Source organism: Candidatus Centipeda massiliensis (genome assembly GCF_900290285.1).
Classification (GTDB): domain Bacteria; phylum Bacillota; class Negativicutes; order Selenomonadales; family Selenomonadaceae; genus Centipeda; species Centipeda massiliensis.
On the sequence record NZ_LT985754.1, the window covers coordinates 1,105,827 to 1,132,176 of the forward strand.

Annotated in this window: 24 protein-coding genes; 12 read left to right on the top strand and 12 right to left on the bottom strand. The window is 57.8% G+C overall.

The genetic code is table 11. The annotated features are described in order from the left end of the window. Positions 1 to 14: 14 nt before the first annotated feature. Positions 15 to 773: an ABC transporter ATP-binding protein gene (locus C8273_RS05345; RefSeq protein ID WP_106626716.1), complete on the top strand. Its 759-nt coding sequence runs from the start codon at positions 15 to 17 to the stop codon at positions 771 to 773. Between the two features lie 47 nt (positions 774 to 820). On the opposite strand, the gene lgt is transcribed toward C8273_RS05345, so the two are convergent. Genes lgt through C8273_RS05365 form a run of 4 tightly spaced genes read right to left on the bottom strand, consistent with a single transcriptional unit; the run spans position 821 to position 5,508 of the window. Next, positions 821 to 1,654: a prolipoprotein diacylglyceryl transferase gene (gene lgt, locus C8273_RS05350; protein WP_106626717.1), complete on the bottom strand. Its 834-nt coding sequence runs from the start codon at positions 1,652 to 1,654 to the stop codon at positions 821 to 823. A gap of 14 nt (positions 1,655 to 1,668) precedes the next feature. Beyond that, complete coding sequence (locus C8273_RS05355; RefSeq protein WP_106626718.1) at positions 1,669 to 2,220, bottom strand: phosphoribosyltransferase family protein; 552 nt, start codon at positions 2,218 to 2,220, stop codon at positions 1,669 to 1,671. Between the two features lie 10 nt (positions 2,221 to 2,230). Next, positions 2,231 to 3,544 (bottom strand): aspartate aminotransferase family protein, encoded by a 1,314-nt coding sequence (locus tag C8273_RS05360; protein ID WP_106626719.1) that lies wholly within the window; start codon positions 3,542 to 3,544, stop codon positions 2,231 to 2,233. Between the two features lie 17 nt (positions 3,545 to 3,561). Further along, positions 3,562 to 5,508 (bottom strand): peptidase U32 family protein, encoded by a 1,947-nt coding sequence (locus C8273_RS05365; protein WP_106626720.1) that lies wholly within the window; start codon positions 5,506 to 5,508, stop codon positions 3,562 to 3,564. A 336-nt stretch (positions 5,509 to 5,844) separates the two neighbouring features. Between C8273_RS05365 and C8273_RS05370 the strand changes: the two genes are divergently transcribed. Genes C8273_RS05370 through C8273_RS05420 form a run of 11 tightly spaced genes read left to right on the top strand, consistent with a single transcriptional unit; the run spans position 5,845 to position 15,812 of the window. Continuing rightward, a complete protein-coding gene (locus tag C8273_RS05370; RefSeq protein ID WP_106626721.1) occupies positions 5,845 to 6,198 on the top strand; it encodes an NADH-quinone oxidoreductase subunit A in 354 nt (117 codons plus the stop codon). Next, entirely contained in the window at positions 6,189 to 6,728 is a 540-nt protein-coding gene (locus C8273_RS05375; RefSeq protein WP_106626722.1) for an NADH-quinone oxidoreductase subunit B, read from the top strand. The genes C8273_RS05370 and C8273_RS05375 overlap by 10 nt, the downstream gene beginning before the upstream one ends. After that, complete coding sequence (locus tag C8273_RS05380; RefSeq protein WP_106626723.1) at positions 6,725 to 7,213, top strand: NADH-quinone oxidoreductase subunit C; 489 nt, start codon at positions 6,725 to 6,727, stop codon at positions 7,211 to 7,213. The genes C8273_RS05375 and C8273_RS05380 overlap by 4 nt, the downstream gene beginning before the upstream one ends. Next, positions 7,213 to 8,313, top strand: coding sequence for an NADH-quinone oxidoreductase subunit D (locus C8273_RS05385; RefSeq protein WP_106626724.1), 1,101 nt, complete (start codon positions 7,213 to 7,215; stop codon positions 8,311 to 8,313). The genes C8273_RS05380 and C8273_RS05385 overlap by 1 nt, the downstream gene beginning before the upstream one ends. 12 nt (positions 8,314 to 8,325) lie before the next feature. After that, positions 8,326 to 9,372, top strand: coding sequence for an NADH-quinone oxidoreductase subunit NuoH (gene nuoH / locus C8273_RS05390; protein ID WP_106626725.1), 1,047 nt, complete (start codon positions 8,326 to 8,328; stop codon positions 9,370 to 9,372). Positions 9,373 to 9,385: 13 nt separating this feature from the next. Further along, positions 9,386 to 10,117 (top strand): 4Fe-4S dicluster domain-containing protein, encoded by a 732-nt coding sequence (locus C8273_RS05395; RefSeq protein WP_106626726.1) that lies wholly within the window; start codon positions 9,386 to 9,388, stop codon positions 10,115 to 10,117. Continuing rightward, a complete protein-coding gene (locus C8273_RS05400; RefSeq protein WP_106626727.1) occupies positions 10,114 to 10,608 on the top strand; it encodes an NADH-quinone oxidoreductase subunit J family protein in 495 nt (164 codons plus the stop codon). Before C8273_RS05395 ends, C8273_RS05400 begins: the two co-directional genes overlap by 4 nt. After that, positions 10,605 to 10,910 carry an NADH-quinone oxidoreductase subunit NuoK gene (gene nuoK / locus C8273_RS05405; protein ID WP_006692666.1) on the top strand — a complete coding sequence of 102 codons (306 nt, stop codon included), beginning with the start codon at positions 10,605 to 10,607 and terminating at the stop codon, positions 10,908 to 10,910. Before C8273_RS05400 ends, nuoK begins: the two co-directional genes overlap by 4 nt. Positions 10,911 to 10,924: 14 nt before the next feature. Beyond that, complete coding sequence (gene nuoL, locus C8273_RS05410; RefSeq protein ID WP_106626728.1) at positions 10,925 to 12,829, top strand: NADH-quinone oxidoreductase subunit L; 1,905 nt, start codon at positions 10,925 to 10,927, stop codon at positions 12,827 to 12,829. Next, a complete protein-coding gene (locus C8273_RS05415) occupies positions 12,826 to 14,358 on the top strand; it encodes a complex I subunit 4 family protein (protein WP_106626729.1) in 1,533 nt (510 codons plus the stop codon). The genes nuoL and C8273_RS05415 overlap by 4 nt, the downstream gene beginning before the upstream one ends. Beyond that, complete coding sequence (locus C8273_RS05420) at positions 14,358 to 15,812, top strand: NADH-quinone oxidoreductase subunit N (protein ID WP_106626730.1); 1,455 nt, start codon at positions 14,358 to 14,360, stop codon at positions 15,810 to 15,812. Before C8273_RS05415 ends, C8273_RS05420 begins: the two co-directional genes overlap by 1 nt. Before the next feature lie 95 nt (positions 15,813 to 15,907). Here the strand turns inward: C8273_RS05420 and C8273_RS05425 are convergent, their stop codons facing one another. The 8 genes from C8273_RS05425 to cydD all read right to left on the bottom strand — a co-directional run bounded on the left by C8273_RS05425 (position 15,908) and on the right by cydD (position 26,347). Further along, on the bottom strand, positions 15,908 to 17,887 hold the full coding sequence (locus tag C8273_RS05425) for a TonB-dependent receptor plug domain-containing protein (protein ID WP_106626731.1): 1,980 nt from the start codon (positions 17,885 to 17,887) through the stop codon (positions 15,908 to 15,910). 135 nt (positions 17,888 to 18,022) lie between these two features. Next, positions 18,023 to 18,973 carry an ABC transporter substrate-binding protein gene (locus C8273_RS05430; protein WP_106626732.1) on the bottom strand — a complete coding sequence of 317 codons (951 nt, stop codon included), beginning with the start codon at positions 18,971 to 18,973 and terminating at the stop codon, positions 18,023 to 18,025. A 45-nt stretch (positions 18,974 to 19,018) separates the two neighbouring features. Beyond that, positions 19,019 to 19,828 (bottom strand): ABC transporter ATP-binding protein, encoded by an 810-nt coding sequence (locus tag C8273_RS05435; protein ID WP_106626733.1) that lies wholly within the window; start codon positions 19,826 to 19,828, stop codon positions 19,019 to 19,021. A 4-nt stretch (positions 19,829 to 19,832) separates the two neighbouring features. Next, positions 19,833 to 20,858 (bottom strand): FecCD family ABC transporter permease, encoded by a 1,026-nt coding sequence (locus C8273_RS05440; protein WP_106626734.1) that lies wholly within the window; start codon positions 20,856 to 20,858, stop codon positions 19,833 to 19,835. 464 nt (positions 20,859 to 21,322) lie between these two features. Further along, positions 21,323 to 21,979: a hypothetical protein gene (locus C8273_RS05450; RefSeq protein ID WP_234343854.1), complete on the bottom strand. Its 657-nt coding sequence runs from the start codon at positions 21,977 to 21,979 to the stop codon at positions 21,323 to 21,325. 398 nt (positions 21,980 to 22,377) lie between these two features. After that, positions 22,378 to 23,094 (bottom strand): hypothetical protein, encoded by a 717-nt coding sequence (locus C8273_RS05460; RefSeq protein ID WP_106626737.1) that lies wholly within the window; start codon positions 23,092 to 23,094, stop codon positions 22,378 to 22,380. After that, positions 23,091 to 24,704: an amino acid ABC transporter ATP-binding/permease protein gene (locus tag C8273_RS05465; RefSeq protein ID WP_106626738.1), complete on the bottom strand. Its 1,614-nt coding sequence runs from the start codon at positions 24,702 to 24,704 to the stop codon at positions 23,091 to 23,093. Before C8273_RS05465 ends, C8273_RS05460 begins: the two co-directional genes overlap by 4 nt. Further along, positions 24,701 to 26,347 (bottom strand): thiol reductant ABC exporter subunit CydD, encoded by a 1,647-nt coding sequence (cydD, locus tag C8273_RS05470; protein WP_106626739.1) that lies wholly within the window; start codon positions 26,345 to 26,347, stop codon positions 24,701 to 24,703. The genes C8273_RS05465 and cydD overlap by 4 nt, the downstream gene beginning before the upstream one ends. Positions 26,348 to 26,350 lie beyond the last annotated feature (3 nt).

The window sequence follows — 26,350 nt, forward strand, 5'->3', positions numbered from 1 at the left end:
AACAGGAGCATATTATGGAGATTCGCGTAGAAGAACTGGAAAAGAGTTTTGATGGCCGACGGATTCTGGATAAAATATCGCTTGCGGTAGAGAACAGGGCGTTTGTTGGCATTATCGGACCCAATGGGAGCGGGAAGAGCACGTTGCTCAAGTGTATCTATCGCGTTCTCCGTCCGGATTCCGGTGCAGTCTTTCTCGATGGGGAGCCGTTGAATGATCTGTCTGTGCGGGAGACGGCGCGGCGTCAGGCAGTGCTTGCACAACATCATACATTCTCATTTGACTTCACTGTCCTAGAGGTTGTCCTGATGGGGAGAAGCCCGCATAAGCGTATGTTGGAGCGCTATAATGAAGAGGATTATAAAATTGCAAAGCATTATTTGACATTCATCGGAATGGAGAGCTTTGCCCATCAGTCCTTTTCCAGTTTGTCGGGCGGTGAGCAGCAGCGTGTGCTGCTTGCGCGGGCACTTACACAGTCGACGTCCTGTCTGATTCTTGATGAGCCGACGAATCATCTGGATATTCGCTATCAGTTGGAAATTATGGAAAATATTCGCCAGATGAATCTGACGGTGATTGCTGCGATCCATGATCTCAATATTGCTGCATCTTACTGTGATCGGATCATTGCGATGAAGGATGGCGTGATTTTGAGAGAAGGAACACCCGAGGAGATTTTCACGGATGAATTTATCTATGAATTGTATGGTGTGCGGGCAAGAATTCACCGCTTTGGGGATGGGAATATTGTGATTTCGTATCATCTGTAAAACAACCCATGCGGACGTTTTTGTCCGCATGGGTTGTTTTACAGAAATTATTTTCTGCGATTCTTCTTTTTTCGCTGTTCCGTGGGGGCGTCTGTCGACAGCTGCGTTTCGGAACCATTCCGCAGTCCAAGCCACAGGAAGAAACAAAGTGCGAAGAGTCCGAAACCGAGGCTGGTTATCTGGGCACTCGTGAAGAGCCCTAAATATTTCTCCGTGTAGTCGCCGCGCAGGTACTCGAGTGCGAAGCGTACGAGGCTGTAAAGCATGACGTAGAGGGCAAAACACTGTCCGCGTGCGTGTCCGCGTGCGCGGAAGATGAGCAGGAGGGCAAAGATGACGATGTCGAGCTGCCCCTCCCAGATCTCCGCCGGCCAGAGCGGCTGTGCGCCGTAGGTGTGGTGGGCAAGTGTCGTGTCGGGGTAGAGGATGCCGAAGCTGCTGCCCGTCGGCGCGCCGAAGGCGTCTCCGTTGAGGAGGTTCGCGCAGCGCCCGAGCGCCTGTCCGAGTACAATCGCAGGTGCGGCAACATCCATGAAGTGAATGGTGTCGAGCTTGTGCTTGCGGCTGTAGAGGATGCCGACAAGTACGCCGAGAAAGACACCGCCCTGAATCGCCATGCCGCCCTGCCAGACGTTCAGAATCTCGGTCAGGTGGTGTTGGTAGTAGTCCCAGTCAAAGAAGAACACGTCCCAGAGCCGTGCGCCGAGGAGTCCCGCAATACCGCAGTAGATGCCGAGGTCGGGGACATGCTTCTCGTACCCGCGTCCGTCTACCTTTGCGAGAAAGTAGCCGACGCCCGTCGCGAGCAGGATGGAGAGCGATATGACGACACCATAGGAGCGGATGGGGAAGTCGCCGATGTAGAAGAGGTACTGATGCAAGAGCTGCCGCCTCTCTATTCAGCCGCAAAGAGCGGGAGTGCCTCAAGGAAGATGATGTCCGTCCGCTTTGCCGCATCGCCTTCGGCAAGCACCGCAGCCTGCCCGATGATGTGTGCACCTGCTTTTTTTGCAAGCTTTTCGAGTGCAAGCATTGAGCCGCCCGTACTGATGACATCGTCGAGGAGGAGCACCTTACATCCCTCGATGCGTTCAATGTCCGTACTCATCAGGTAGAGGCGCTGCTTTCCCAGTGTTGTGATGGACTCGTCCTCGACCCAGATGGGATCCTCCATGTATGCCTTGACGGACTTGCGCGCTGTGATGTAGTAGGGCATGCCCAGCTGACGTGCAAGCTCCGCCGCGAGGGGAATGCCCTTTGTCTCGGCGGTCATGATGATCTCGGTATCGGCGGGGATTTTCTTTGCCAGCTCCCGCGCACAGTTTACGCACAGTTCCACGTCACCAAGCATGATAAAGCCGGCAATCGCAAGATGCTCGTTGAGGTTGAGGATGGAGAGCCTTCGCTCGCACCCAGCAACGGTGAGGTCATAATATCGTTTTGCCATGATGCACCCCTTAGATTCCTTTCTCTGTAAGGACAAGTTCCAGCGCGTTCAGCACGTCGCTGATGTTGTCCTCGGTAATGATGAGCGGCGGCTGAAATGCCATGACGTTGCGCCCGATGCCGTTCTTGCCGACGATAAAGCCGCGCTCCTTCAGCTCCTCAAGCACGAGGTCGAGTTCGGCGGCGGCGGGGGATTTGTCCGCGTGGACGAACTCCGCGCCGACCATCAGGCCGAGTCCGCGTACGTCGCCGATGATGGGATGGCGTTTCTGGATTTCCCTAAGTCCTGCGCGCAGCTGCGCTCCGCGCCGTTCGGCGTTCCCCATGAGATCGTGCTCCTCGATGTAGCGGATGACCTGAAGCCCTGCCGTTGTGGAGACGGGGTTGCCGCCGAGGGTCGATGCGCCGGGTTTCGTGTAGGTATCCGCGACTTCGGGGGTCGCAATGAATGCACTGATGGGCGCGCCGTTGCCGAGCGCTTTCGCCATGGTCATAATGTCGGGGGCAACGCCAAAATGCTCGATGGCGAACATCTTGCCCGTGCGCGCGAAGCCCGTCTGCACCTCGTCCGCAATGAAGAGAATACCGTAGTGGTCAAGGATCTCCTTGACGCGCTTGAAGTAGTTCTTCGGTGGGACGATGATGCCCGCATTGCCCTGAATCGTCTCGGCGATGAAGGCGGCGGGGCGACCGGTGGTCGCACTCTTGATCGTCTCCTCAAGCTCGTAGGTGCAGTCGATGCCGCACTCCTCGGGTGTATGCTGATGCGGACAGCGGTAGCAGTAGGGGTTCTTGACAAAGTGAATGCCGCCGACGGGATTCGGGTCGGTGCGCCACATGGAGATGCCCGTGAGGCTCATCGTGAGCTTTGTGCGTCCGTGCAGTCCTCCGCGCAGAGCGATGAACTCGCTGCTGCCCGTGGCAATCTCGGCGAGGAGCGCCGCGCCCTCGTTCGCCTCCGTGCCCGTGGAGCAGAAGAAACTCTTTTGAAGGTTTCCCGGTGTGATGCGCGCAAGCTGCTCGGCGAGATTGACGAAGTTCTCCGTGAGATAGATGTTGCAGACGTGTTGGAGTGTGTTCAGCTGCTCCGTGACGGCGGCATTGATCGCGGGATTGCAGTGTCCGCAGTTGATGACGGAGACGCCTGCGAAGCAGTCGAGATATTTTCTGCCCTCACTGTCGTAGAGATACTGCATCTCGCCGCGCACGATCTGGCGCGGGTCGTGGTAGAAATGCCCGAGACAGGGCATGATGTATTTCTTCTTCTTTTCAAGGATGACGGCGGCGCCGATGTATTTGTTCTCGTTCGCGGAAGCTATGTCCATGAGGCTTCTTTCTATTTCTAAATGGAATTGCGGCTCTGGCGGAAACGATAGGTGCCGATGCCCAAGGGGCGCGGCGCGATCTCTGCAAGATGGTCGAAGTCCGCTTCCCGGTAGCTGTCACTGCCCGCTGCGAGGCGGTCAAGGGCGGCGCGGTAAATACGGACGATTTCACCAGTCGTTTCAGCCGTGTAGTCTTGTGCCTCGATGCGGTAGGAGCCGAGACCGTTGAACTTCTCAAGGTAGGGGTAGAGGCAAAGATCCTTTGCAAAGTAGATGTGATTGCGCCCGTACTGATCGATGCGGATGGAGTGCACGCCGCCCGCCTCGTCGCGGAACGCATAGTGCGTGTCCATCAGCTCCGGCGCGGCAAGATCGCTGTAGTTTGGCAGCGACATCGCGGGGAAGTTGTAGTCGCAGATCATGGACTCGTACGCGCCGTGGATGACTGCCTCGATCGGCAGTACGGCGTTCTCGACGATCTCGCGCAGCTGCTGGAACGAAAGCTCGTAGGAGGCAGTTGCCATCGTTAGACCGTTCTCCGCGAGGAAGGTGACGGCGAGATGGTTGAAAATGTTAAAGGAGTGATCCGCCTGTATGGGCAGCTTTGTGAGCGTGTGCGCAAGCTTCAGCGTGCCGAGGTTGCCGACCATGATGCCGTCCACGGGAATATTGTTCAGTGCGGTAAAGAACTGCTCGAGCTCGCCGCATTCACGTCGCATGGTGGTGCGCGAGGTGTTCACAATGATGCGTGCGCGACCCGCAGCGTAGCGGACGATTTCCTCGTAGTCACCGAGTTTCCACGGGCGGTTGGGGCGAAATGCCTCGCCTCCGACATAGACCGTATCCGCACCTGCATCGATTGCCGCGCGTGCCGCCTCGACGGTTCCGACGCGTACGCTCAGATGGCGGCTCGGGGTGTTTTCCTTTTCGATGGGGCGTTCCTCGCGCAGTACCTCGTCGGCAAAGCCCGCCTCCTCGACTGCCTGGCTGAAGAAGCGCGGTTCGCGCTCACCTGTCATGCCAATATCGACGGCGGTCGGCTGCCCGAATGCAAATGTCGTCGTGTAGTCGCGCACGCGGTTGTCGTAGAGTGTGCGCCAGCCCTCCTCATCCGTCGTGTAGCCGTTCGGGTCGGCGATGTACGCATCAATCGCCCTGCGGTACGTGGAGACGAGTCGCCCGATGAACGCGGGGGAGCGCATGCGCCCCTCAATCTTGAACGAGTAAACGCCCGCTTGAATGAGCGCGGGAATCGAGCGGTACATGCACATGTCCTTGAGTGCGAGTTTGTAGGGACCGGGGCTGTCTGCGTCGAGCACCGCGCCCGACTTCTCGTCGATGAGAGCGAACGGCCAGCGGCAGATCTTCATGCAGCGTCCACGATTGCCGCTCTGCCCAAAGAGTACGCCCGAGTGGATGCACTGCCCACTCTCGGAGATGCACATGTCGCCGTGCATGAAGTACTCGACCTCGATGCCCGTGCGCGCGCGGAAGAGCGCGAGTTCGGAGAGCGTCATCTCGCGTCCGACGACAATGCGCGTGATACCATACTCCTTGAGCTTTTCGATGGCGTGCTCGTTGTGCGTGTTCATCATGACGGAGGTATGCAGGGGAACGGAAATGCCCATCTCGTGTACGAGTTCGAGGACGGCGAAGTCCTGCACCAGGATCGCGTCCGGACGAATCTCGTTGAGATAGGCAAGATAGTCGCGCAGTGCGGGTAGCTCCTCGTTGCTGATGAGGTTGTTGAGCGTGACGTAGAGTTCGACATTGTGCGCGTGCGCGTAATCGACCGCTTCCTTGAGGTGCTCGTCATCGAAGTTGAAGTCGCCCTCGTGCAGCCGCATATTAAAATGTTTGCCGCCGAGATAGACGGCATCCGCACCGGCTGCAATGCCCGCAGTCAGGGCATCCCATGTGCCCGCAGGGGCAAGCAGTTCGACGGATTTTCGGTGTAACAGCATCGTGAAAATAACTCCTTCTGGATGGAGAATTTGTTGCTTCAGTCAATGAAGCATTCTCCTTTATCGCCTATGATTATAGCAGGAAAAAACGTTTCTTTCAAATGATGTCATAAATAGCAAAAAAGAATGAATATAAATAGAAGTTTTTTCGTCGCTCTCCTTGTAAAAGAAGTGCTTTTCGGGTATATTATACATAGATTTTATCATACATGCTAGAGGGTATAAATTTTATATAATATACACCGCAGTTGGCGTATTTTTTACCCGTCAATTATTGTTTCTGATTATTTATTTTTCCTATGTATTTATTTAATCATACGATGAGGAGGCCTGTGTATGGGAGAGTTTGGGAGTCTGGGAATCTTTCTGTTGGTGGCGCTGTTTTTCCCCGTCATGGCGCTCGGTCCTGCATTTCTTTTGCAGCCGAAACAGCCGTCGCCGCAGAAGTATATTCCCTACGAGTGTGGTGTCGATCCGATCGGCTCGCCGTATGTGCAGTTTCGCGCAGGGTACTTCCTCTACGCGCTGCTGTTCATTGTCTTTGACATCGAGACGGTGTTCCTCTATCCGTGGGCGGTGGAGTTCCAGATGCTGGGACTGTTTGCGCTCATCGAGATGTTTGTCTTTGTCGGGATCCTCGCACTGGGGCTCGGCTATGCGTGGCGAAAGGGGGATCTGACATGGAGATAGCGGAACGCGTTCCCGAGAGTCTGCGGCACAACGTCCTTGTGCTCAAGCTGGATGAACTCCTGCGCTGGGCGCATGCGAATTCGATCTGGCCGCTGTCCTCGGGGCTTGCCTGCTGTGCCATTGAGATGATGAGCACGGCGACGGCGCGCTTCGATCTTGCGCGGTTCGGCTATGAGGTGTTCCGTCCCTGTCCGCGTCAGGCGGATCTCCTCATCGTTGCGGGGACGCTGACGTGGAAGATGGCAGATCCGATCGTGCGCCTCTATGAGGAGATGCCCGAGCCGAAATACGTCATTGCGATGGGAGCCTGTACGATAGCGGGCGGTCCCTTTGCAGATTCGTATGCGGTTGTGCCGGGCGTGGATGAGATTCTGCCCGTGGATGTTTTCATCCCCGGCTGCCCGCCGCGCCCTGAGGCACTGATCGACGGCATGCTGAAGCTGCGCGAAAAGATCCTCCATCCGGAGCGCGTTCGTGCTGAACGTGCATACTGGGCGGAGCAGGCGGAAAAGAAGGCGGTGAACGCATGAGGAAGGACTATGTATCTCCGGATGCGCTCGCCGGCATCAAGCGCGCCTTTCCGAATGCAGAGTATGACGCAGAGGCAGAGCGTCCCGCCCTCTATATCGGGGCGGATGAACTCATCGCACTCCTGACATTCCTGCGCGACGACAGCAATCTGCAGCTGACGCGCATGGAGAATGTGACGGCGGTCGATTGGAAGGATCGCTTTGAGATGGTCTACCATCTCTTTTCATACACACGTATACACTGGCTGACGGTGAAGGTGACGCTGGATCACGATGCCCCCGTCATTCCGTCGGCGACGGCGGTGTTCCCGGGCGTGGAGTTCGAGGAGCGCGAGGTCTATGATCTCATGGGGATCTCGTTTACGGGGCATCCCGATCTCCGGCGCGTGTTCCATGTGGACGGCTTTGTCGGGCATCCGCTGCGCAAGGACTTTGTCCCGCCGCCGCCCCCGAACATCCCGCGCATCCGAAGGGAGGGGATCTGATGGTACGCAGCGAGACTTACACGCTCAACATGGGACCGCAGCACCCGTCGACGCACGGTGTGCTGCAGGTGCAGCTCGAACTCGACGGCGAGCGCATCGTCAAGGCGACGCCGATCATGGGCTATCTCCATCGCGGCATTGAAAAGCTGCTCGAAGATCGGACGTATCCGCAGGGGCTGCCCTATACGGATCGTCTGGACTACATTTCCTCCATGAACAACAATTTCGGCTATGCGCTTGCCGTAGAGGAGCTTGCGGGGATTGAGACGACGCCGCGCGCGGAGTACATCCGCGTCATCATGGCGGAGCTGAATCGCATCAACAGTCATTTGATCTTTATCGGGACGCTCGCGAACGATCTCGGCGCGTCGACGGGGATGCTCTACTGCTTCCGCGACCGCGAGAAGATCCTCGACATCTTCAATCTCGTCTGCGGTGCGCGCCAGACCTTTCACTACATCCGCATCGGCGGGGTCAAGGAAGATCTCACGCCCGAGGCAGAGGTGCTGATCCGTGCATTCCTCGACGAGGTGCCGATTTTCCTTGAGGAGTACAACAAGCTCCTGACGGGTAACGAGATCTTCATCCGCCGCATTGTGGGGACATCCCCCATGACGACGGAGCAGGCGCTCTCCTACAATATGACGGGGCCGAATCTGCGCGCGACGGGGCTTGCCTTCGATCTGCGCAAGGTGGACGGCTACAGTGTCTACGATGATTTCGACTTCGACATCCCTGTCGGAAAAAACGGCGACAACTGGGATCGCTACATGGTGAAGCTAAGCGAAATCGCCGAGAGTGCGAAGATCATCCGTCAGGCGATTGACGGGCTGCCCGAGGGTGACTTTATGGGAAAAAAAGTACCGAAGGTCATCAAGCCGCCGAAGGGCGAGGTGTTCAGCCGGACGGAGGGCACGCGCGGTGAGCTTGGCTTCTACATTGTGAGTGACGGTACGACGAAGCCGTACCGCATCCACATCCGCCGCCCCTCGTTCGTCAATATGCAGGGGCTGAACGCAATGTGCCGCGGAATGCTCATCGGTGACTCGGTCGCGGCGTATTCATCCATCGACCCGATCATGGGCGAAGTGGACTGCTGAGGAAGGAGGAAAATGATGGAGCTTTCTTTCTTGGGAGCGATTGCGCTCACACTGCGTGCAGCTGTTTACAGCGTTGTGCCGGTTCCGTTTGTGGTCGATCTTGTCATGACCTTTGTCGGCATTGCGATTCTGCTCGGGATCATCTCGATGGCGGCGATTGTCTTTACCTATGCGGAGCGCAAGATCTGCGCGTTCATTCAGGTGCGTATCGGGCCGAACCGTGTCGGCGGTCGCTTCGGACTGCTTCAGCCGATTGCGGATATGCTGAAACTCATGAGCAAGGAGGACATCATGCCCGCCGGCGCGGACAAGGTAGTCTGGGCGCTCTCGCCCGCGCTGCTCTTCGTTCCTGCGGCGCTCGTCTATGCCTTCTTCCCGTTCGATGCGGGCGCGGTGCTCGCGGATGTGAATGTGGGCGTGTTCCTGCTGTTCGCCGTTTCGGGGCAGGCGGTCTTGCCGTTCCTCATGGGCGGCTATGCGTCGAACAATAAATACTCGTTCATCGGCGGTATGCGTATCGTCGGGCAGATGCTCAGCTATGAGGCACCGCTGCTCTTCTCGCTGCTCGGGGTCGTTATGCTGACGGGATCGCTGCGCCTCGACGACATCGTACAGATGCAGGCGCAGTCGAGCTGGTTCATCTTCATGCAGCCGCTTGCGTTCATCATCTTCTTGATTGCGGCGGTTGCGGAGACGAACCGCACGCCGTTCGACCTCGTCGAGGGCGAGTCCGAGATCATCGCGGGACCCTTTACGGAGTACTCGGGCATGCGCTGGGCGCTGTTCTTTCTCGCGGAGTACGCGAACCTGCTGACGGCGGCGATCCTCGCGACGACGTTCTTCCTCGGCGGCTACAGCGGCCCCGGGTTCCTGCCGGGCTTTATCTGGTTCGGCATCAAGGCGGTGCTCATGGTGCTGCTCATCATGTGGTTCCGCTGGACGTTCCCACGAACGCGTGTCGATCAGATCCTCACCTTCGGCTGGAAGGTGCTTGTGCCGCTCTCGATTCTCAACGTCTTTTTGACGGGCGTCGGGATGTATCTTGTCGGTATTGTCTAAGGGGGGTGCCCACATGTTTGGAAAAGGTTTGCTCACAGGCATGAGCGTCACATGGAAGCACCTCTGGGGCAAGAAGGAGACCTTCTGCTATCCCGAAGAGAAACTTCCGATGACGGACAATTTCCGTGGGGGGAACCTCGCAATGGACTGGCGCGTCTGCATCGGCTGCTCGATGTGTGCGAATGCGTGCCCGAACAAGGCGCTTGATCTCACGATTGTGCAGGACGCGAAGAAGAAGCGCCACATGAAATCCTACATACATAAATCAGGACGCTGCCTCTACTGTAATCTCTGCGTGGAGGTCTGCCCCGTCAAGACGCTCGTCTGGGATAAGGACTACGCGATCTCGACGTGGAGCAAGGAGACGATGACCCACGACGCGATGACGGATCAAGATCGCGTGGATCTCGAGGAATTCCTCGCACAGGTCGAGGTCGAGGCGGCGGAGGAAAAGGCAAAGAAGGAAGCCGCTGCAAAGGCAAAGGCGGAGGCTGCCGCAAAGGCGAAAGCCGAGGCAGAGAAGGCTGCAGCTGAGAATCCGGAGGCGGCGAAGCCGGCAGCGGAAAAACCAGCTGCGCCCGCCGCTGCGGCGGACAAAATGGCGGCAGCGAAGGCTGCTGCAGCCAAGGCAGCAGCGGCAAAAGCTGCCGCAGCAAAATCTCAGGCAGCAGAGAAATCGGCTGAGGTCAAGGCGGAGCCGCCCGCCGAAACGAAGGACACGGAGCAGAAAGGAGGGACGGCATGAGCATTGTCTTTTATTTTCTCGCAGCGGTGACGATCATCGGTGCGCTCGGTGTCGTGCTGTCCCCGAATGTCGTGCACAGTGCACTCTTCCTCGTCCTCTCCTTTATCGGGGTAGCGGCGCTCTACTTCTATATCGGGGCGGAGTTCCTCGGCGCGGTGCAGCTGATGGTCTACAGCGGCGCAGTCGCCGTCCTGATCGTCATGGCGATCATGCTGACGCGGCGCGACTCAATGGCGCAGTCGAATCCCTCGCAGAAGCTCTTTCGCCGCGTGGTGACGGGGCTGCTCGCGGGTGGACTCTTCTTCCTCATCGGGCTTGGCATTGTCCTCTCGCCTCTGCCGGATGGCGAGATTGGCACGTCCACGGGAGCGCATGAGATCGCACAGCTGATGCTCGGCACGTACGTCCTGCCGTTTGAGATCGTGGCGGTGCTCCTGCTCGTCGCGATGGTCGGGGCGCTTGTCCTTGCGAGGGGAGGGGATACGGCATGATCGGACTTCCGGAACTGCTCTTTGTCGCTGCCGTGCTCTTCTGTATCGGACTTTACGGTCTGCTCACACGGCGCGGCATCATTCCAATCCTCATGTGCGTGGAGCTGATGCTCAATGCGGTGAACATCAACCTCATCGCATTCGACCGCTTCTATGCGCACAACATGGAGGGACAGCTCATGGCACTGTTCTCGATTGCGGTCGCCGCGTCCGAGATCGCCGTCGGGCTTGCCCTCGCATTCCGTCTGTATCAGATCCGCTTCACGACGAATGTCGATGAACTGGATACGCTCAGAGATTAGGGGAGGGGAGCGATATGTTTACATTTGCACTTACGCATGCCTATCTGATCCCGCTCTTCCCCGCGCTGGCATTTCTCATCATCGGACCGTTCACGCGGCAGGAAAAGAATCTCTCCGCAGCGATTGCGATTACGATGATGTCGCTCGCATTCGCGTTCTCCGTCTTTGTCGCGCTTGCCACCGTGAACTATCAGATCACGATGAACGATCCGTACGTGATGAAGGCGCTCTGGGCGCAGATCGGCAATGTGAAGCTGACGATGGGCGTGCTCATCGATCCGCTTGCGGCGATGATGCTCGTCATTGTGACGCTGGTTTCGCTGCTCGTCTATATTTACTCCGTCAGCTATATGGAGCACGATGAGGGGATGGGGCGGTTCTTTGCCTTCATCTCGCTGTTCTCGGCATCGATGCTCGGGCTTGTTGTCTCGGTCAACTTCCTTCAGCTCTACGTGTTTTGGGAGGGCGTCGGCCTTTGTTCCTACCTGCTGATCGGGTTCTACTATCATAAGGTATCGGCGCGTGAGGCGGCGAAAAAAGCGTTCATCACAACGCGCATCGGTGACTTCGGTATGCTTGTCGGCATCCTGCTCGTGCAGATGGTGTTCGGGACGATGGACTTCATCGAGCTGCGTATGCTCGTACCGCCGTACGCTGTTGTTGCGGGCACGGGCTTCCTGACCGTCATCGGTCTGCTGCTCTTTATGGGGCCAATCGGTAAATCCGGTCAGTTCCCGCTGCATGTCTGGCTGCTCGACGCAATGGAAGGTCCCACGCCCACATCGGCGCTCATCCACGCGGCGACCATGGTCGCTGCGGGTGTCTACCTCGTCGCGCGCGCATTCTTTATCTTCAGCGAGTCGCCGTTTGTGATGGACTTTATCGCAGGACTCGGTGCGTTTACCGCGCTCTTTGCGGCGATCATCGCCGTGACACAGCGCAAGTTCAAGTCGGTGCTCGCGTACTCGACGATCAGTCAGCTCGGCTACATGATGCTCGCAGTCGGCGTCGGCGCGTTCTCCGCATCCATGTTCCACCTCATGACGCATGCCTTCTTCAAGGCGATGCTCTTCCTCTGTGCGGGTGCTGTCATGCACGCACTGCACGATGAGACGGACATCACGAAGATGGGCGGACTCTGGCGGAAGATGCCGCTGACGTTTGCAGCGATGCTTGTCGGCGTGCTCGCCATTTCGGGGATTCCGCCGTTCTCGGGCTTCTTCTCAAAGGATGAGATCCTCGCGGCGGTCATGCACGCAAGTACGCCGCTCTACGTGATGGCGACATTTACCTCGTTCCTCACGGCGTTCTACATGGCGCGTCTCCTCATCGTGGCATTCCTCGGTGAGAGCCGCAGCAAATATGAGGCACACGAGGTCGACGCATTCATGCGCTGGCCGATGATTATGCTCATACTGCTTACCATTGTGAGCGGCGCGTGGGGGTATTTCGGTGGGTTCTCCATCTGGGTAAACGAAGGCGTTCCGCATCATGAGGCGATTGACTGGACGGTTGCAGGGACGAGCACGGTGCTCGCTCTCGTCGCATTTGCCGCCGCCTATCAGATCTACGGGCGGCACAGCCTGCGGTCGGCGATGCGGGCACGGAGCTTCGGCTTCCTGTACCGCGTTGTTTACCACAAGTTCTACATCGACGAACTGTATGGATACTTCCGTGAGCGTCTCGTCTACGGCACGGCACTGATCCTGAAATGGGTCGATGAAAAGATCTTCGACAATATCATGATTGGTTTGGGAGCCTACGCGCTCGCCACGAGCGACCTCCTCACGGAGTCCGCGAACGGTCAGGCACAGCGCTACGTCGTCGTGTTCTATACGGGCGTCTTGATTCTCCTGTGCTATGCCCTTTACTGGGCGGTTCAGATCATCGCCTACTGGGGGGGAGGTGCTTTCCGATGATGACATTTCCGATTCTCTCGGTCATCCTCCTGACTCCGCTCGCGGCGGCGCTTATCATTGCGCTGCTGCCAGGGCGGCTGCACGATACGATCCGCCAGCTTTCGGCGTTTGCGATGATGGTCGCGACACTCCTGACACTCTTTGTCTATGCGGACTATGATATGGCGCGCGGCGGAATGCAGTACACGGAGTATATCCCGTGGATCACGGATCTCGGCGTTGCGTATTCGCTCGGTGTTGACGGCATCTCGCTGCCCATGCTGCTGCTCTCAAGTGTTGTGGGACTTGCCGCCGTCTACAGTTCGTGGCATGTGGAGAAGCGTGTGAAGGAGTATTTCGTGCTCCTCCTCATCGTGATTGCAGGCGTTTCGGGGGCATTCCTCGTGCGCGACCTCTTCTTCTTCCTCGTGCTCTGCGAGATGGTCGTCATTCCGGCATACCTGATGGTGCTGATCTGGGGATCGTCGGAGCGCGTGAGCAAAGAGCATGCGGCGATGAAGATGACGATCTTCCTCCTTGTCGGCTCGGCATTCATGCTGCTCGGCGTACTCCTCCTGTATGTGAGTGCGTACGAGTCGGGGATGCGTACGTTCGACTTCGAGGCGCTTGCCGCCGCCGCTCTCATGGGCAATATCTCGTGGGAGGTGCAGGTGACAGCCTTCTTCCTCCTGCTCGTGGGGTTCGGGTCGCATCTGTCGATGTTCCCATTCCATATATGGTCGCCTGACGGCTATGCGGGCGCACCGACGGCGATCTCGATGATTAACGCGGGCGTGCTGAAAAAGATCGGGGGCTATGCGCTCATCCGCATTGGCTTCTTCATCCTGCCGCTCGGGGCAAAGTTCTGGGCTCCCCTGATCGCCGTGCTCGCGATGATCAACGTCATCTACGCATCCTACATCGCGCTCGCGCAGCGCGACATCAAGTACATGATCGCGTATTCCTCGGTTTCCCACATGGGCTACGTCCTGCTCGGCTTTGCGGCGCTCAACGTCGTAAGCGTGAGCGGTGCGGTCGCCTACATGGTGGCGCACGGCATCATGCTCGCGCTCTTCTTCTCGCAGGTCGGCTATGTCTACGAGAAGACGGAGCTGCGCAGCGTCGGCGACCTCTGGGGGCTCGCACATCACATGCCGCACATCACGGTGGGCTTTATGCTCGCGGGTCTCTGCTCGCTCGGGCTGCCGGGGCTGATCGGCTTCATCCCCGAGTTTACGATCTTTGTCGGCATCATCGAAGTCTATCCCGTGATCGCCGTGATCGCAGTCTCTGGCATCATCTTCACGGCGTTCTACGTGCTGCGCATGCTCGCGCGTGTCCTTTTCGGGCCGCGTGTGGAGCGGTTTGCGAAATTCCCCGATGAGCGTAAGATCGACATGGTGCCGCTCGTCGTGCTCGGCGTGTTCCTCGTCGGCTTCGGCGTGTTCCCGGGACTCCTCATGGATGTGGTGGACACGGGCGTTGCCCCACTTGCGCCGCTCTTTGAACTGATCCAGGATGCACCGACAATTATAGGAGGTGGGCACTGATGCTGCAAGCGATGAATTTTGCTGCGATTTCCGTTGAAATCGGCATAGTTGTGCTGATGGCGCTCGTGCTCCTTCTCGATCTCATTCTCAAAAAGGACGCACCGCGCTGCATGGTGGCTTGGCTGACCGTTGCGGGACTCCTCGGCGTGCTTGCGCTTGCCGTGGGCATGTATCCGCCCGATGGCGGTGCAGCTGCATTCTATGCGGGGCTTTACATTGTCGACGGCTACTCCGTTTTCTTCAAGATTCTCTTCATCATCGGGATTCTCTCGACCGTGATCTTTGCGGCGGACTACGTGGAGCAGACAATGCGGCACAAGGGGGAGTTCTATCTGCTCCTCCTCTCCGCGCTGCTCGGCATGTGCGTCCTCTCCTCGGCAAACGATCTTATGACGGCGTTCGTCGGGCTGGAGCTGATGACGATCTCGTTCTATGCGCTCGTCGCGCTCCGTACGGATGCGCCGCTCTCGGCGGAGGCGGGCATCAAGTATCTCGTCTTCGGCTCCGGTTCGACGGCGGTTCTGCTCTACGGCATGAGCCTCGTCTACGGCATGACGGGGACGATGGTGTTCCAAGACATCGCGCAGGGACTTGGGCTTGTGTTCTCGCTCGGGCTGATCGGCGTGGTCTTTATCCTCGCGGGCTTCTTCTTTAAGCTCTCGATCATCCCGTTCCACCTCTGGGCGCCGGATGTATACGAGGGAGCGCCCGCACCCGTGACGGCACTGCTCGCCATGTGCTCGAAGGCGGCGGGCATTGCGATTCTGCTGCGCGTGCTCTTCGTGGCGTTTCCATTCCTCTCGGCGTATTGGGCACATCTGCTCGCCGTGTTTGCGGGTGTCTCGATGGTCGGCGGCAACCTCATGGCATTCCGCCAGACGAATATCAAGCGCATGCTTGCATACTCGTCGATTGCACAGGCGGGCTACATGATGACCGCGATGGTCGCGACGAATGCGGCGGGCATCAAGGCGGTTCTCTTCTATGCGATGGTCTACGTCTTTGCGAATGTCGGCGCGTTCGTCACGGTGTCCTACCTTGAGATGAAGCGCGGCAGTGCGGACTTTACGAGTGTGCGCGGGCTTGCGAAGGACTCGTTGCTGCCGGCGGGCATCCTGATGGTCGCACTCCTCACGATGGCGGGCATTCCGCCGACGGCGGGCTTCGTCGGGAAAATCTACATCTTCTCAGCAGCAATCGACGCGGGCTATCTCTGGCTCGCGGGCGTCGGCTTCGTCATGTCGATGATGTCCGTCTACTACTATCTGCTCGTCATCAAGGAGATGTTCCATGATGTTGAGGTGGGGGAGAAGTGGACGGAGGAACATCTGCACCTGCCGCTCCCCGCAAGCGCAATGGGCGTCATCGCCGTCGCCTTTTCGCTGATTATCGGCGTCTGGGCAGAGCCTCTCTCGATCTTCAGCAATATTGCGGTCTATACGTTTATGAGATAATATCTAAGTTTCAATCGTTTTACAATTTCATCCGAAAACACAAAGAACCCGTCGGCACCATCGCCGACGGGTTCTCTATGTTTTACTGTGTCTGTTTAGAAGGTCATGCGTACGCCCCCGCGCCAGATGCGGCCGTCGTAGGCGAGCGCATCGCTCTCCTTGTCGAAGATGTTGTCGATGCCGAGGTAGGCGCTGAACTGCTCGTTGAACTTCTTGGTAACAACGAAGTTCGTGAGTGCGAGAGCTGCGTCCTTATAAACGGTGCGCGCAGCCCTGCCTCTGCCGACCTGCTCCGCATAGCGATAGCCGGCGGTCCAGTCCTGCCAGAGCGTCGCGTTCCAGCCGTGACGCGGGTCATCGTAGCTGAGCTGGAGGCTTGCCTTGTGGCGGGCGCGTCCCATCAGACGCGTGTTAGTCTTATCGTCCTGTGCGTCGAGGTAGGTATAGAGTCCACGCAGGGCGAATCCGCTGCCGAGATCCTGCTTCGCCTCAAGCTCGACGCCCTGAATCGTGGCGCTGTCGATGTTCTGATAGGTACCGGTTGAGAGGATAGCAGGCGGTGGGGGACCGGGGATGACGGTATTGACTACGTTGACGTTGATCAAGTCTTCCACCTTGTTGTGGAAGTACGTGAGCTTACCGAAGGTCTTGCCACGCTCGCCCTCGATTCCAAGGTCGAAGTTCAGCGCCTTTTCGGGTTTCAGATCGGGATTTCCAACAATATGGACATTTATTTTTCGAGCTGGTGTATGCCTCCAGTCAAAGTAGAGTTCGCTCGCGGTCGGGGCACGGTAGGCACTGCCGACGTTCGCCTTGAAGCGCAGCCCCTTGTTTATTTTGTAGGTTGTGCCGAGCTTTCCCGTCACCTCGCTGCCGAATACGTCGCTGTGATCCCAGCGCACAGACGGGATGATCGTCCAGCGCGGGCTGGCGAGCCACTCATCCTGCACATAGAGCGCGGCAAAATCCATCGAGCTGTCGCCAAGTTGATTGGTCACACCTTCAAGCGTCGTTGTCTTGGAGCCTTTGATGCGCGTGCTCTCGTAGTCTTCCTTGCGGTATTCGCCGCCGACGGTCAGCAGATGATCCTTTGCGATCTGCATGGAGCGTCTGCCGTCGAAGATCAGGGAGTTGTACGTCATATCGTCAAAGCTGTGGAGGCTGCCATTTGCGCGGTTTCTTGTCCGCTGACTCTTGTCAAAATAGGTATAGTACACCTGCATCTCGTAGTCGCCGCGGCTGTCACGTCCGGAATACTTGACGCCCGTGGAGAAGCGATCATGGTCATAGCTTGTTTTCTGTGTGGCGGAGTCCTTCATGTCGAGATCTTCCTTCAGATAGTCGAAGAAGACGTCGAGCCACTTGTCCCTTGCCACGTCCATACGCCCGTCGATGTTGAAGAAATACTTCTTGCCGTATATATTACTGACCGCGTCGGTACCGCGCTCGCGCACGCCCGTGCGCTTGAAGCTCGTGCTGAACGCCCATTTGCCGACCTTGCCGGAGTCGAGACGGAGACCTTCATTGTTCTGGCGCGTCGTCCAATCGAGGGTAACAGAGGTCTGTGCTTCGGCGGGGCGCTTCCGTATGACGTTGATGACGCCGCCGAGCGCCTCCGAGCCGTAGAGAGAGCTGACCGCGCCGCGCACAATCTCGATGCGCTCCACATCGTCCATGTTGACGCGCTGCAGCTCATAGTAGTTCATCGTCTCGCTCGTATTCTCCGTACGGACGCGGCGTCCATCGATGAGGATGAGCGTCTGATTTGTATTCATGCCGCGGATGGCGGAGCGATTGCCGACCATCGTGTTTTCCTGCAGATCAATGCCGAGGGCGAGTTTGAGCGCCTGTGCAAGGTTCTCCGCGCCCATCTTGTCGATGTCCGCGCGCGTGATGACCTCGACGGCGCTTGGTGTCTCCTTGATCTCTTGCTCCGTGCGGGAAGCCGTGACAACGACTTCATCTGTGACTACAGATGTCCCACCATCGCGAGCGGCTGCGTAGGCGGGCACGGATATTGCGCTGAGTACGGCTGCGGTCAGAAGAATTTTCCTCTGTGTGTGCTTGTGTGACATTTTTTCAACTCCTATCATATATGTAAACGTGGCGTATGCAAAAGCTCCGCGTGGGGAATTCCTGCACATCGCCGCTGCCGCCTCGTTTTGCTCTCCTAAAAAATGCAGATGTGTTTTCTCTGCCCATCCCTCCCTTCACTGTGGCGTTGGATACATGATGTTCGCGAGTGTCTGAAGGGCATCCGCAGCGCGGACACCGGGATTTACGGCGAAGAGTTCGTACGGGAGTACATAGACACGTCCGTTCTTTACAGCGTCGACCTCTGCCCATGCCTCGCTCTCCTGCAGGTCGCGGCGCATCTTCGGCTCAAGCGTCTCAGCGGGACCGTGCACGATGATGAAGATCACGGCGGGATTCTCGCGCGCGACAAACTCCATGGAAAGCGGAATATAACCGCCGTCCCCCTCTGCTCGGTCGGCAATATTGCCGCCGCCGAGCATGTCGATCAGACCGCCGGTAAAGCATTTCGATGTGCCCATGTTAAAGCTGTCGGGCGAACCAAAGACGAGGAGATTCTTTGGCGGTGTGCGGCCCTCCGCGCGTCTCTTTACAGCATCGAGCTTCTCCTGAATCACTGCTGCCTGCGCACGCGCGTCCTCTTCATGTCCTGTGAGTTTTCCATAGAAATCAAGTGTGGAGAGCAGGGAAGGGACGTCGTCGAGCGCCTGTATGTAGAGCGGTACGCCGGCATTGCCGAGTGTCTCCACGAGTCCCGTATGGAAGGGGACGTTTGTGCCGATGACGAGATCGGGCTGCAGCGCAAGGATCTTCTCAATGTCGGGCTGGTGTATGATGCCGACCTCCTCTGCGGCTGCCGTCTTTTCCTTGACCGTTTCCGAGAGCACCTGCGAGGTCGGCTTTCCAACGATGTTGTCGGCGCCGCCCGCTGCGACGTAGAGGTCGAGGTTCGACGGGTTGAGGATGACAACGCGCTGCGGATGCGACGGAAGTGTGACCGTGCGCCCCGTGCTGTCCGTCACCGTGCGTTCCTTTGGCTCCGGCGATGCCTGCTCCTGCGGCCAGAGGAGAAAGACTGCGGCTGCCGCAAGACAGAGAAATGCTGCAATGATACCGATTTTTCGCATAAACACCTCCAAAAACGATAAAGCCATCCTGTTGGATTTCGGCGCTCAATGTTCGTGTGCCCTTCGCGCAACGCGCTCCGGAAGGCAGAGTTTCGTGTGCCGCCCAGCGATCTCAACATCGCTGACGCGGCTCTCGACACCGTAGAGATCACGCACGAGTTCACGCGTGAAGACGTCGTTTGGGGATCCGTCCGCGATGATCTTGCCCGCGTGAACGGCAATGAGACGTTCACCATAGCGCACGGCTTGGTTGAGGTCGTGCAGAACCATAATGACGGTGAGACCGAGTGTTTCGTGGAGATTTTCCACAAGCTCCATGAGCGCAAGCTGATGGCGGATGTCGAGATACGTAGTTGGCTCGTCGAGGAGGAGCGCCTCCGGCTGCTGTGCAAGTGCCATCGCAAGACGCGCACGCTGACGTTCGCCGCCGGAGAGCGCGCGGATTGGACGCATGGCGAGGGACTCCATGCCTGTTCGTGCCAATGCCTCACGACATATTTCCTCGTCCTCTTTGGAGAACATGTCCCAGAATTTTCGATGCGGCAGGCGTCCCATGCGAACGAGGTCGAGTACTGTAATATCGCCGGGCGGTTCTGCACTCTGGGGCAGGAAGGCGATCTTCTGTGCAATATCCCGTTCGCTTTTTCTCCATATATCCGTTCCCAGGAACTCAATTGTCCCGCTGTGTGGCTTGAGGAGGCGGGCGAGCGCCTTTAGAAGTGTCGACTTGCCTGAGCCGTTGGGGCCGATGATTGCAGCGATCTCCGCGCGGTGTATGGAGACATCGACCGCATGTATGATCTCCGTGCTCCCGTAGCCGAGCGAAAGAGCGCGTGCCCGCAGCAGTTCTTCCATAACGTCACTCCCTTCGCATGCTCTTTTTGAGCAGGTAGAGGAAGAACGGCGCGCCCAGAAAGGACATGAATACGCCGACCGGAACTTCGACCGGTGCAAAAGCGACGCGTGCCGCAGCATCCGCACCGGCGACAAGCGCTGCCCCCCAGAGTGCTGACGCCGGCAGGAGCCAGTCAAAGTCAGAGCCAGTCAAGAGGCGCACGATATGCGGAACGACGAGTCCAACAAAGCCGAGCATGCCTGCAGCACTGACAGCGGATGCGGCGAGCAGCGCGGCAAGCACGAGGAGGATAAGGCGGGCGCGTGGGACATTGACGCCGAGGCTCCGTGCCGTCTCCTCGCCGAGCTGCAGGGCGTTCAGCCAGCGACTGCCGAGCAGCGCTCCGGCAATACCGATGAGTGTGTAGGGGAGTACCATCTCCGCATGGCTCCAGCTGCGCCCCGCGAACCCTCCTGCCATCCAGTTCACTGTGCCCTGCACGCGATCGGAGTAGAATACCATCAGTGCAGTCATCGCTCCGCCGAAAAATGCGGCGATGGCAACACCTGCGAGTACCATGCGCATTGGATGCACGCCGTTTTCCCATGAGAGGGCAAAGACGAGCGCTACGGCAATCATCGCTCCAATGAAGGCGCCGAGTGGGACGAACTTCGTCTCGGCAGGCAGTAGGATCATGATGCACATGGCGGCAAGTCCGGCGCCTGCGGAGACACCGATGATGCCCGGATCGGCGAGCGGATTTTTCAGAATGCCCTGCAGGATACAGCCCGCGAGTGCGAGATTGATGCCTGTGAGAGCCCCCGTGACGATGCGCGGCAGCCGAATATGATACAGGATGCGGTAGTCTTCTGGCGTTCCGTTTCCGAGAAGTGCCGGAAGAATATCGCGCGGGGCGATCTCGACCGCGCCCAATGAGGCACTCGCAAGCAGTGCACCGATGAGCGCGAGGAAGCCGATGCCAAGTGCCAGCCGCCGCCGCAGTGCACGCGGATGAATGTCGGTGGGGAGGTTTTTTCCCGATGGTTCCATAGAATCTCCATGCTGCAAGAATATGAGATATACAATTATTATCAATTGATAGATAAAAGAAAAAGGGGAGTCCCCCTTTTTCTTTGCCCGTAATACGGTCGATGCCGCAAGCGACAACGGCCGTGTTTATAATCGTTCCTTCATCTATCTGTCGCTAGAATACAGTATTGCGTTTCTCTTGTCAACTCAAAATTTACACAGAAAAAAGCGCTGCAGCATGAGGATATTTTTGCTCTCCTGCAGCAGCGCTTTTAAGGAATCGCTGATAAAACAGTCCTGCAGATTGGCGTAGATTTTTCGTCCGAACAAGGAGGCAAACCGGACGCATAGCTAAAGCTATGTGGAGGATCGCGGGCACAGTGCGGGCAAAAAAGATGCGCTAAGATGGCGCGGCTGAATTTATCAGTGCTTCCTTAATTTTATTGTTTGACTTTCGTCAGCAGGTTTGTGTACCGGAATATTCGTTATTTCATCTCGTCCATGATGGAGTCGTCGCCGCCCTTGAAGAACATGTAGCGCGCGAGGTCTTCCTGGAACTTGTCGACATCGGCGGGCACCCATTTGCCGGTATTCTTGTCCTTCTTGACCTCGACCTCAAACGACTGCTGTCCTGCGACTTTTGCAGCCTTCATTTGGTCGGAGAAGATCTTCAGATACACGTCACCGAGCTTGGAAAGAGCTGACGTATCATCCGAATCCATCGCCTTTTTCATTTCTTTTTCGAGCATCTGCATAGAGCCCGTCATCACAGATGTTAACTCGATGTAGTCGGTCGTGACTTTGACCTTCGCCGAGTTGTCGCTCTTGGACACGTCCTCGGTCTTGATCTTCAGCTCCTTGAGCTTGTCACCCATGACCTTCTGGGCAGCGTCGTTTCCTTCCTTGCTGGCTTCGAGACTCTTCCCCAACTCTTGAATAAAGATCTCGTTGATGGGCTTTGCGCCATCGCCCGTCAGCTTGAAATCCTTCATTGCAGCGGTATCGCCGTGACCGATTCCCTCCGCGAGTGCCTGGACATCGACATGCGGATCGTTCCCGCCGCAACCCATGAGAGTGACGCTCGCAAAGAGTGCAAAGCAGAGGGCGAGTAAGATTTTACTGATCGATTGGATTCGCATCATATTTCCTCCTTTATATCGTGAACCACACAAAACTGAGGGGCGATCCTCCTTTCCTCTATAAATCTTGGCTTTAGGAATCGCTGATAAAATGAAGTCCGTCAGATTGGCGTAGATTTTTCTGTCCGATTGAGGAGGCAAACCGGACGCATAGCCAAAGCTATGTGGAGGATTTGCAGGCATTGAGCGGGCAAAAAAGATACGCTAAGATGGCGCGGCTGAATTTATCAGTGCTTCCTTTATTCTAACACAACGAGAAAAAAAGCGTACTGTCATAAATGACAGGTTTTACAAAAAATTTGAAAATACATACGAAAAAGAGTTTGTTGTACGATGCTTTGTTTCGTGCAACAAACTCTTTTTGTGTTTCTTCCTCGTTATACAGAGGCAGTTGGAAGCTTTTATATATCCCAATGCAGCCCTTCGGGATTCGGTGTCGCGCGGTCGATCTCGCGCAGGATCCACGGGGCATTTTCATGCGTGGCAGCAAAGGCGTCTGCAAGTCCCTGTTCGTAGGCGGGTGGGATCTCCATCGCGTGAATTGCCATGTGCATATAGTCCTTTGCGATGAGGACGACGCCGCGCTCGGCGGCGAGATGCGCCTTGAAGCGGTAGCCGTAGTAAAGATACGAGTTGTGCGGGACGGCGTCCTCAAGCCCCTCGAAGGCGGCAATGCGTTCATCTGCCTCCGCCTCCGCCTCCTCGGTCATGCGCAGCTTGTGCATGAGGTTCCAGCGATCCGCCCAGAGTTCGCCGCGCAGGATGTACTTGTAGAGGAAATCCGTGGACTCGGCGCACTCAATCGCGAGATTGATGTGCTCAAGCGCGGCTTCCTGTGTCGCCTTGTCCGCCGTTTCGAGGGCACTCAGCCCCTGCATGGCGTAGACTTTCTCCTCCACATCCTGCGATAGCTCCTCGTTCGGCTCTGCGTCGATGACACTCTGAAAAAGTGCGAGAGCATCGCCGCGATATTCCTCCGTCTGAGCGAGAAAGTGGGCGAGGCGTGCGCGTGCGTGCCAGTCCTCCACGCCTCCCGCAAAGAGTTCGTGGGGCGGGGCTGCCGCTCCAAGTCTGTCCAAAACAACGTGAATGAGTTCGTGAAAGCGTTCCTGTGTCATAGTTCTATCACCTGTTTCATACGGTCTAGGAGGGGGAGATCGTGCGTGATGACGATGAGTGTACCTCCGCGTGCATCGAGCTCCCTCAGTACGGCGGCAATCAATCGCGCCCCGCGTGCGGTATCCAGACCTGCCGTCGGTTCATCGAGAAGGAGAATGTCTGCTTCTGCGGCAAGGGCAAGCGCCGTAAGCAGACGGCTGCGCTGTCCGCCCGAGAGGCGAGTGGCATTCGCCCCCAGTGGCTCATCCAATCCCGCAGGAAGTGCCCGTACGACATCGGCGAGCTGCGCCGTCTCAAGTGCATCCCACATCTGCTGCTCGTCCATATCCGCATGCAGTCGCAGGAAGTTGTCGCGTGTCGATGTGCTGAAGAGATAGCTCCCCTGCAGGGACGCTCCAAAGAGGGCGCGTGAGGCGTCGGCTGACAGTACGGTGTGCGGTACTCCTCTATATGAGATTGTACCGCTGTCGGGATCCCAGAGACGCAGGAGAAGGCTTGCAAGTGTGGTCTTGCCTGCGCCGCTCTCGCCGATGATCGCCGTGTGCTCGCCGCGCCGAATCGCACATGAGAAATCCTGCAGGATCGGAATGCCGTCATGGTAGGCAAAGGAGAGATGTTCCACCGCAATCAGCGGGGCATCCTCCTGCCACGCAGGAGAAGATGCTGACAAAGTTTTTTCAGAGAGATGTTCCTTTGCTGGCAGGATCGTCTCTGCCGCGCGCACTGCCTCTACCGTGCCGAGGCTTGCGGCGGGCAGGGGACGGTACTCGCTGAGCACGGCTTCGAGAACGAGTACCCAGACGGCGTACTGCACGCCCGTCAATGTCCCGTCCGCGACGCGCGGCGTAAGCAGAACAATCAGGAGAATCCAGAGTGTGACGCGCAGAACATCGAGCAGGGTGAAGAGGCGCTCGCGCTTCGTGCGTTTGTCATCTTGTTTTTGCTGAAAATCCTCTGCTGCGCGGTCGAGCTGTCCCTGTGCTCGTGTGCATGTACCCGCTGCTGCGAGTTCGATGCGCCCATCGAGGCGGTCGAGCAGAATTTCCCGATAGGAAGTGCTCTCCGTGCGAAGATCTGCCTCGTGCAGAAGATGAGGTAGGGCGAGATGCAGGAGATAGAGAAATGCAATGAGGAGTGCGCCCCACGGACTGAGCGGAAGGAGTGCCGCACAGGTGACGGCGGTGAGCAGCCCTGCAATCAGCGGCTGCGGAACGGTGCGCAGGTAGAAGTCGCGCAGGGTCTCACAGCCCGTCAGAAGATCATGCAGAAACGCGCCTTCGCGGACATTGCCCTCCCGCAGAGGAATCGCCGCAGCAGAGCGGCGATAGGTCGCCTGCTGTAGGTTCTCATAACACGCGAATGCAAGTCGATGGGAGAGCAGGCGGTCGAAATAGCGAAAGACGGCACGCCCGATGCCGCACGCCCGCACCAATGTAATCGCAAGCGCAAGCGCGGAGAGTGGGGGCTGCAGTGCCGCGCTTGCAATGATCCATGCAGCCGTCCCGATGAGTGCAATGCCAGAGGCGGCTGCGAGAACACCCGCGAGGAGTGCGGGCAGTGCCTTGCTCGGTGCTGCAATGGAGAGCAGCCGAAAGAGCGTACCGGTCATGTCGCCTCACCTCCCAATGTAATAACGTGATCTGCCCACGCAATGAGCGCGGGGCGGTGTGATGTCAGAATCAGCGTGCGATGATGGGCAAAGCGCGTCAGTGCATCAATGACCACAGCCTCCGTCTCTCCGTCCAGTCCCGCTGTCACCTCGTCGAGGAGGACAATGGGGCGGTTTTGGAAAAACGCGCGCGCAAGTCCGAGACGGTGACGCTGTCCGGCGGAGAGGGGGTGTCCGCCCTGTCCGAGCGGTGTCCGGAGTCCCTCGGGCAGGGCGCACAGAAAGTCTCCAAGTGCCGCCGCTTCGAGTGCCTCGATAACGGATTCGTCCGAGGCGTTTTCGAGCCACAGACTGACATTCTCGGCGAGCGTCGCTGTAAAGATATGCGGCTCCTGCGGTACGTACGTGATGAGATTTTGTTTTGTTGCCTCCGAGAGCTGTGCAAGGTCAAATGCGTTGGTGCTTCCCGCCCCGTCCGCGAGCACAATCTTGCCCTCGGTCGGCGCAATCTGCCCCGCGAGCAGGAGGAGCAGCGTCGACTTGCCGATGCCGCTCGCGCCCGCGAGTACGGTGGCTTTGCCCGCAGGGAACGAGAGGGTCAGCCCCGTGAGCACCTCCTCCGCAGTCAGTGGATAGCGATAGGAGAGCTGTTCCGTATGCACGGCGGGCGGCGAGAGAATCTGACTGCGTGTGCCGTCTGTGGGGGAGGGGAGATCCAGATAGGGGGCGAGCGCTGCCTCTGCCGTCTTTGCATCCATCGCTGCATGGAATGCGATGCCGCCCTCGCGCAGCGGCTGATAGAACAGCGGCGCAAGGATGAGCACAAAGAACGCCGGCTGAAAGGACATCATTCCTTCCAGAAGACGCAGACCGATGGAGACGGCAATGAGCGCAATCGAGAGGGTGGTAATCAGCTCAAGCGCGAATGCCGAGACAAAGGCAAGCCGGAGAACGGAGAGCGATGCCTCGGCGAAGCTGTGGCTCATGCGCGCGAGATGCACGCCCTCAGCGTCGATGCGGCGAAAGATCTTGAGCGTCATTGCCGCGCGCACGAGTTCTCCGAAGCCGTTCGTGAGTGTCTGCATCTTGTCCCACTGCCGCTCGCTCGCGCGGCGCGTCGCCTTTCCAATGAGGAAGAGCAGGAACGGCGCAATCGGCAGCGTCACAAGGAAGAGCAGGGCGGAGAGGGGATCCGCAAACACTGTCACAATGAGAATCAGTGGGATCAGCACTGCACCCGAGATCATCGTCGGCACTACCGTGTGGAAGAATGGATCGAGCGCATCGACGCGCTCAAGAGTCAGCGTCAGCGCGCCCGCAGAGGTGCGCCCGTGCATGAGCATCGCCTCATGCAGGGCAGTGCGTGCAGAGAGGCGAACGCGATGGGAGAGCTGCGCCTCGATGCGGCTCTTGGAAAGGCGCAGGAGTGTCATCGAGAGGACGCACAAAAACAGCATCAGAAGGTCTGATGCTGTTTCGGTAGGTCCTCCGTGTTCCATGAAAACTGCATTCACAATGACGGCAGTTTCCCATGCCGCCGCAATGACAAGCCCCCCGTGGAGGAGTTCGATCACCGCGCGTATGAGGATGCTGCTGCGTTCGGTGTGCAGCACAGAGCGTAGAATGGACTTCTTTTTTTTCATTGT

Coding starts and splice junctions, on each gene's coding strand:
- C8273_RS05355 (WP_106626718.1), bottom strand. CDS start 2,220: ATGGCAAAACGATATTATGACCTCACCGTTGCTGGGTGCGAGCGAAGG.
- C8273_RS05345 (WP_106626716.1), top strand. CDS start 15: ATGGAGATTCGCGTAGAAGAACTGGAAAAGAGTTTTGATGGCCGACGG.
- C8273_RS05380 (WP_106626723.1), top strand. CDS start 6,725: ATGAGGAAGGACTATGTATCTCCGGATGCGCTCGCCGGCATCAAGCGC.
- C8273_RS05400 (WP_106626727.1), top strand. CDS start 10,114: ATGAGCATTGTCTTTTATTTTCTCGCAGCGGTGACGATCATCGGTGCG.
- C8273_RS05460 (WP_106626737.1), bottom strand. CDS start 23,094: ATGACACAGGAACGCTTTCACGAACTCATTCACGTTGTTTTGGACAGA.
- nuoK (WP_006692666.1), top strand. CDS start 10,605: ATGATCGGACTTCCGGAACTGCTCTTTGTCGCTGCCGTGCTCTTCTGT.
- cydD (WP_106626739.1), bottom strand. CDS start 26,347: ATGAAAAAAAAGAAGTCCATTCTACGCTCTGTGCTGCACACCGAACGC.
- C8273_RS05450 (WP_234343854.1), bottom strand. CDS start 21,979: ATGATGCGAATCCAATCGATCAGTAAAATCTTACTCGCCCTCTGCTTT.
- C8273_RS05465 (WP_106626738.1), bottom strand. CDS start 24,704: ATGACCGGTACGCTCTTTCGGCTGCTCTCCATTGCAGCACCGAGCAAG.
- C8273_RS05365 (WP_106626720.1), bottom strand. CDS start 5,508: ATGCTGTTACACCGAAAATCCGTCGAACTGCTTGCCCCTGCGGGCACA.
- C8273_RS05440 (WP_106626734.1), bottom strand. CDS start 20,858: ATGGAACCATCGGGAAAAAACCTCCCCACCGACATTCATCCGCGTGCA.
- C8273_RS05430 (WP_106626732.1), bottom strand. CDS start 18,973: ATGCGAAAAATCGGTATCATTGCAGCATTTCTCTGTCTTGCGGCAGCC.
- C8273_RS05385 (WP_106626724.1), top strand. CDS start 7,213: ATGGTACGCAGCGAGACTTACACGCTCAACATGGGACCGCAGCACCCG.
- C8273_RS05395 (WP_106626726.1), top strand. CDS start 9,386: ATGTTTGGAAAAGGTTTGCTCACAGGCATGAGCGTCACATGGAAGCAC.
- C8273_RS05420 (WP_106626730.1), top strand. CDS start 14,358: ATGCTGCAAGCGATGAATTTTGCTGCGATTTCCGTTGAAATCGGCATA.
- C8273_RS05370 (WP_106626721.1), top strand. CDS start 5,845: ATGGGAGAGTTTGGGAGTCTGGGAATCTTTCTGTTGGTGGCGCTGTTT.
- nuoL (WP_106626728.1), top strand. CDS start 10,925: ATGTTTACATTTGCACTTACGCATGCCTATCTGATCCCGCTCTTCCCC.
- C8273_RS05435 (WP_106626733.1), bottom strand. CDS start 19,828: ATGGAAGAACTGCTGCGGGCACGCGCTCTTTCGCTCGGCTACGGGAGC.
- nuoH (WP_106626725.1), top strand. CDS start 8,326: ATGATGGAGCTTTCTTTCTTGGGAGCGATTGCGCTCACACTGCGTGCA.
- C8273_RS05425 (WP_106626731.1), bottom strand. CDS start 17,887: ATGTCACACAAGCACACACAGAGGAAAATTCTTCTGACCGCAGCCGTA.
- C8273_RS05360 (WP_106626719.1), bottom strand. CDS start 3,544: ATGGACATAGCTTCCGCGAACGAGAACAAATACATCGGCGCCGCCGTC.
- C8273_RS05375 (WP_106626722.1), top strand. CDS start 6,189: ATGGAGATAGCGGAACGCGTTCCCGAGAGTCTGCGGCACAACGTCCTT.
- C8273_RS05415 (WP_106626729.1), top strand. CDS start 12,826: ATGATGACATTTCCGATTCTCTCGGTCATCCTCCTGACTCCGCTCGCG.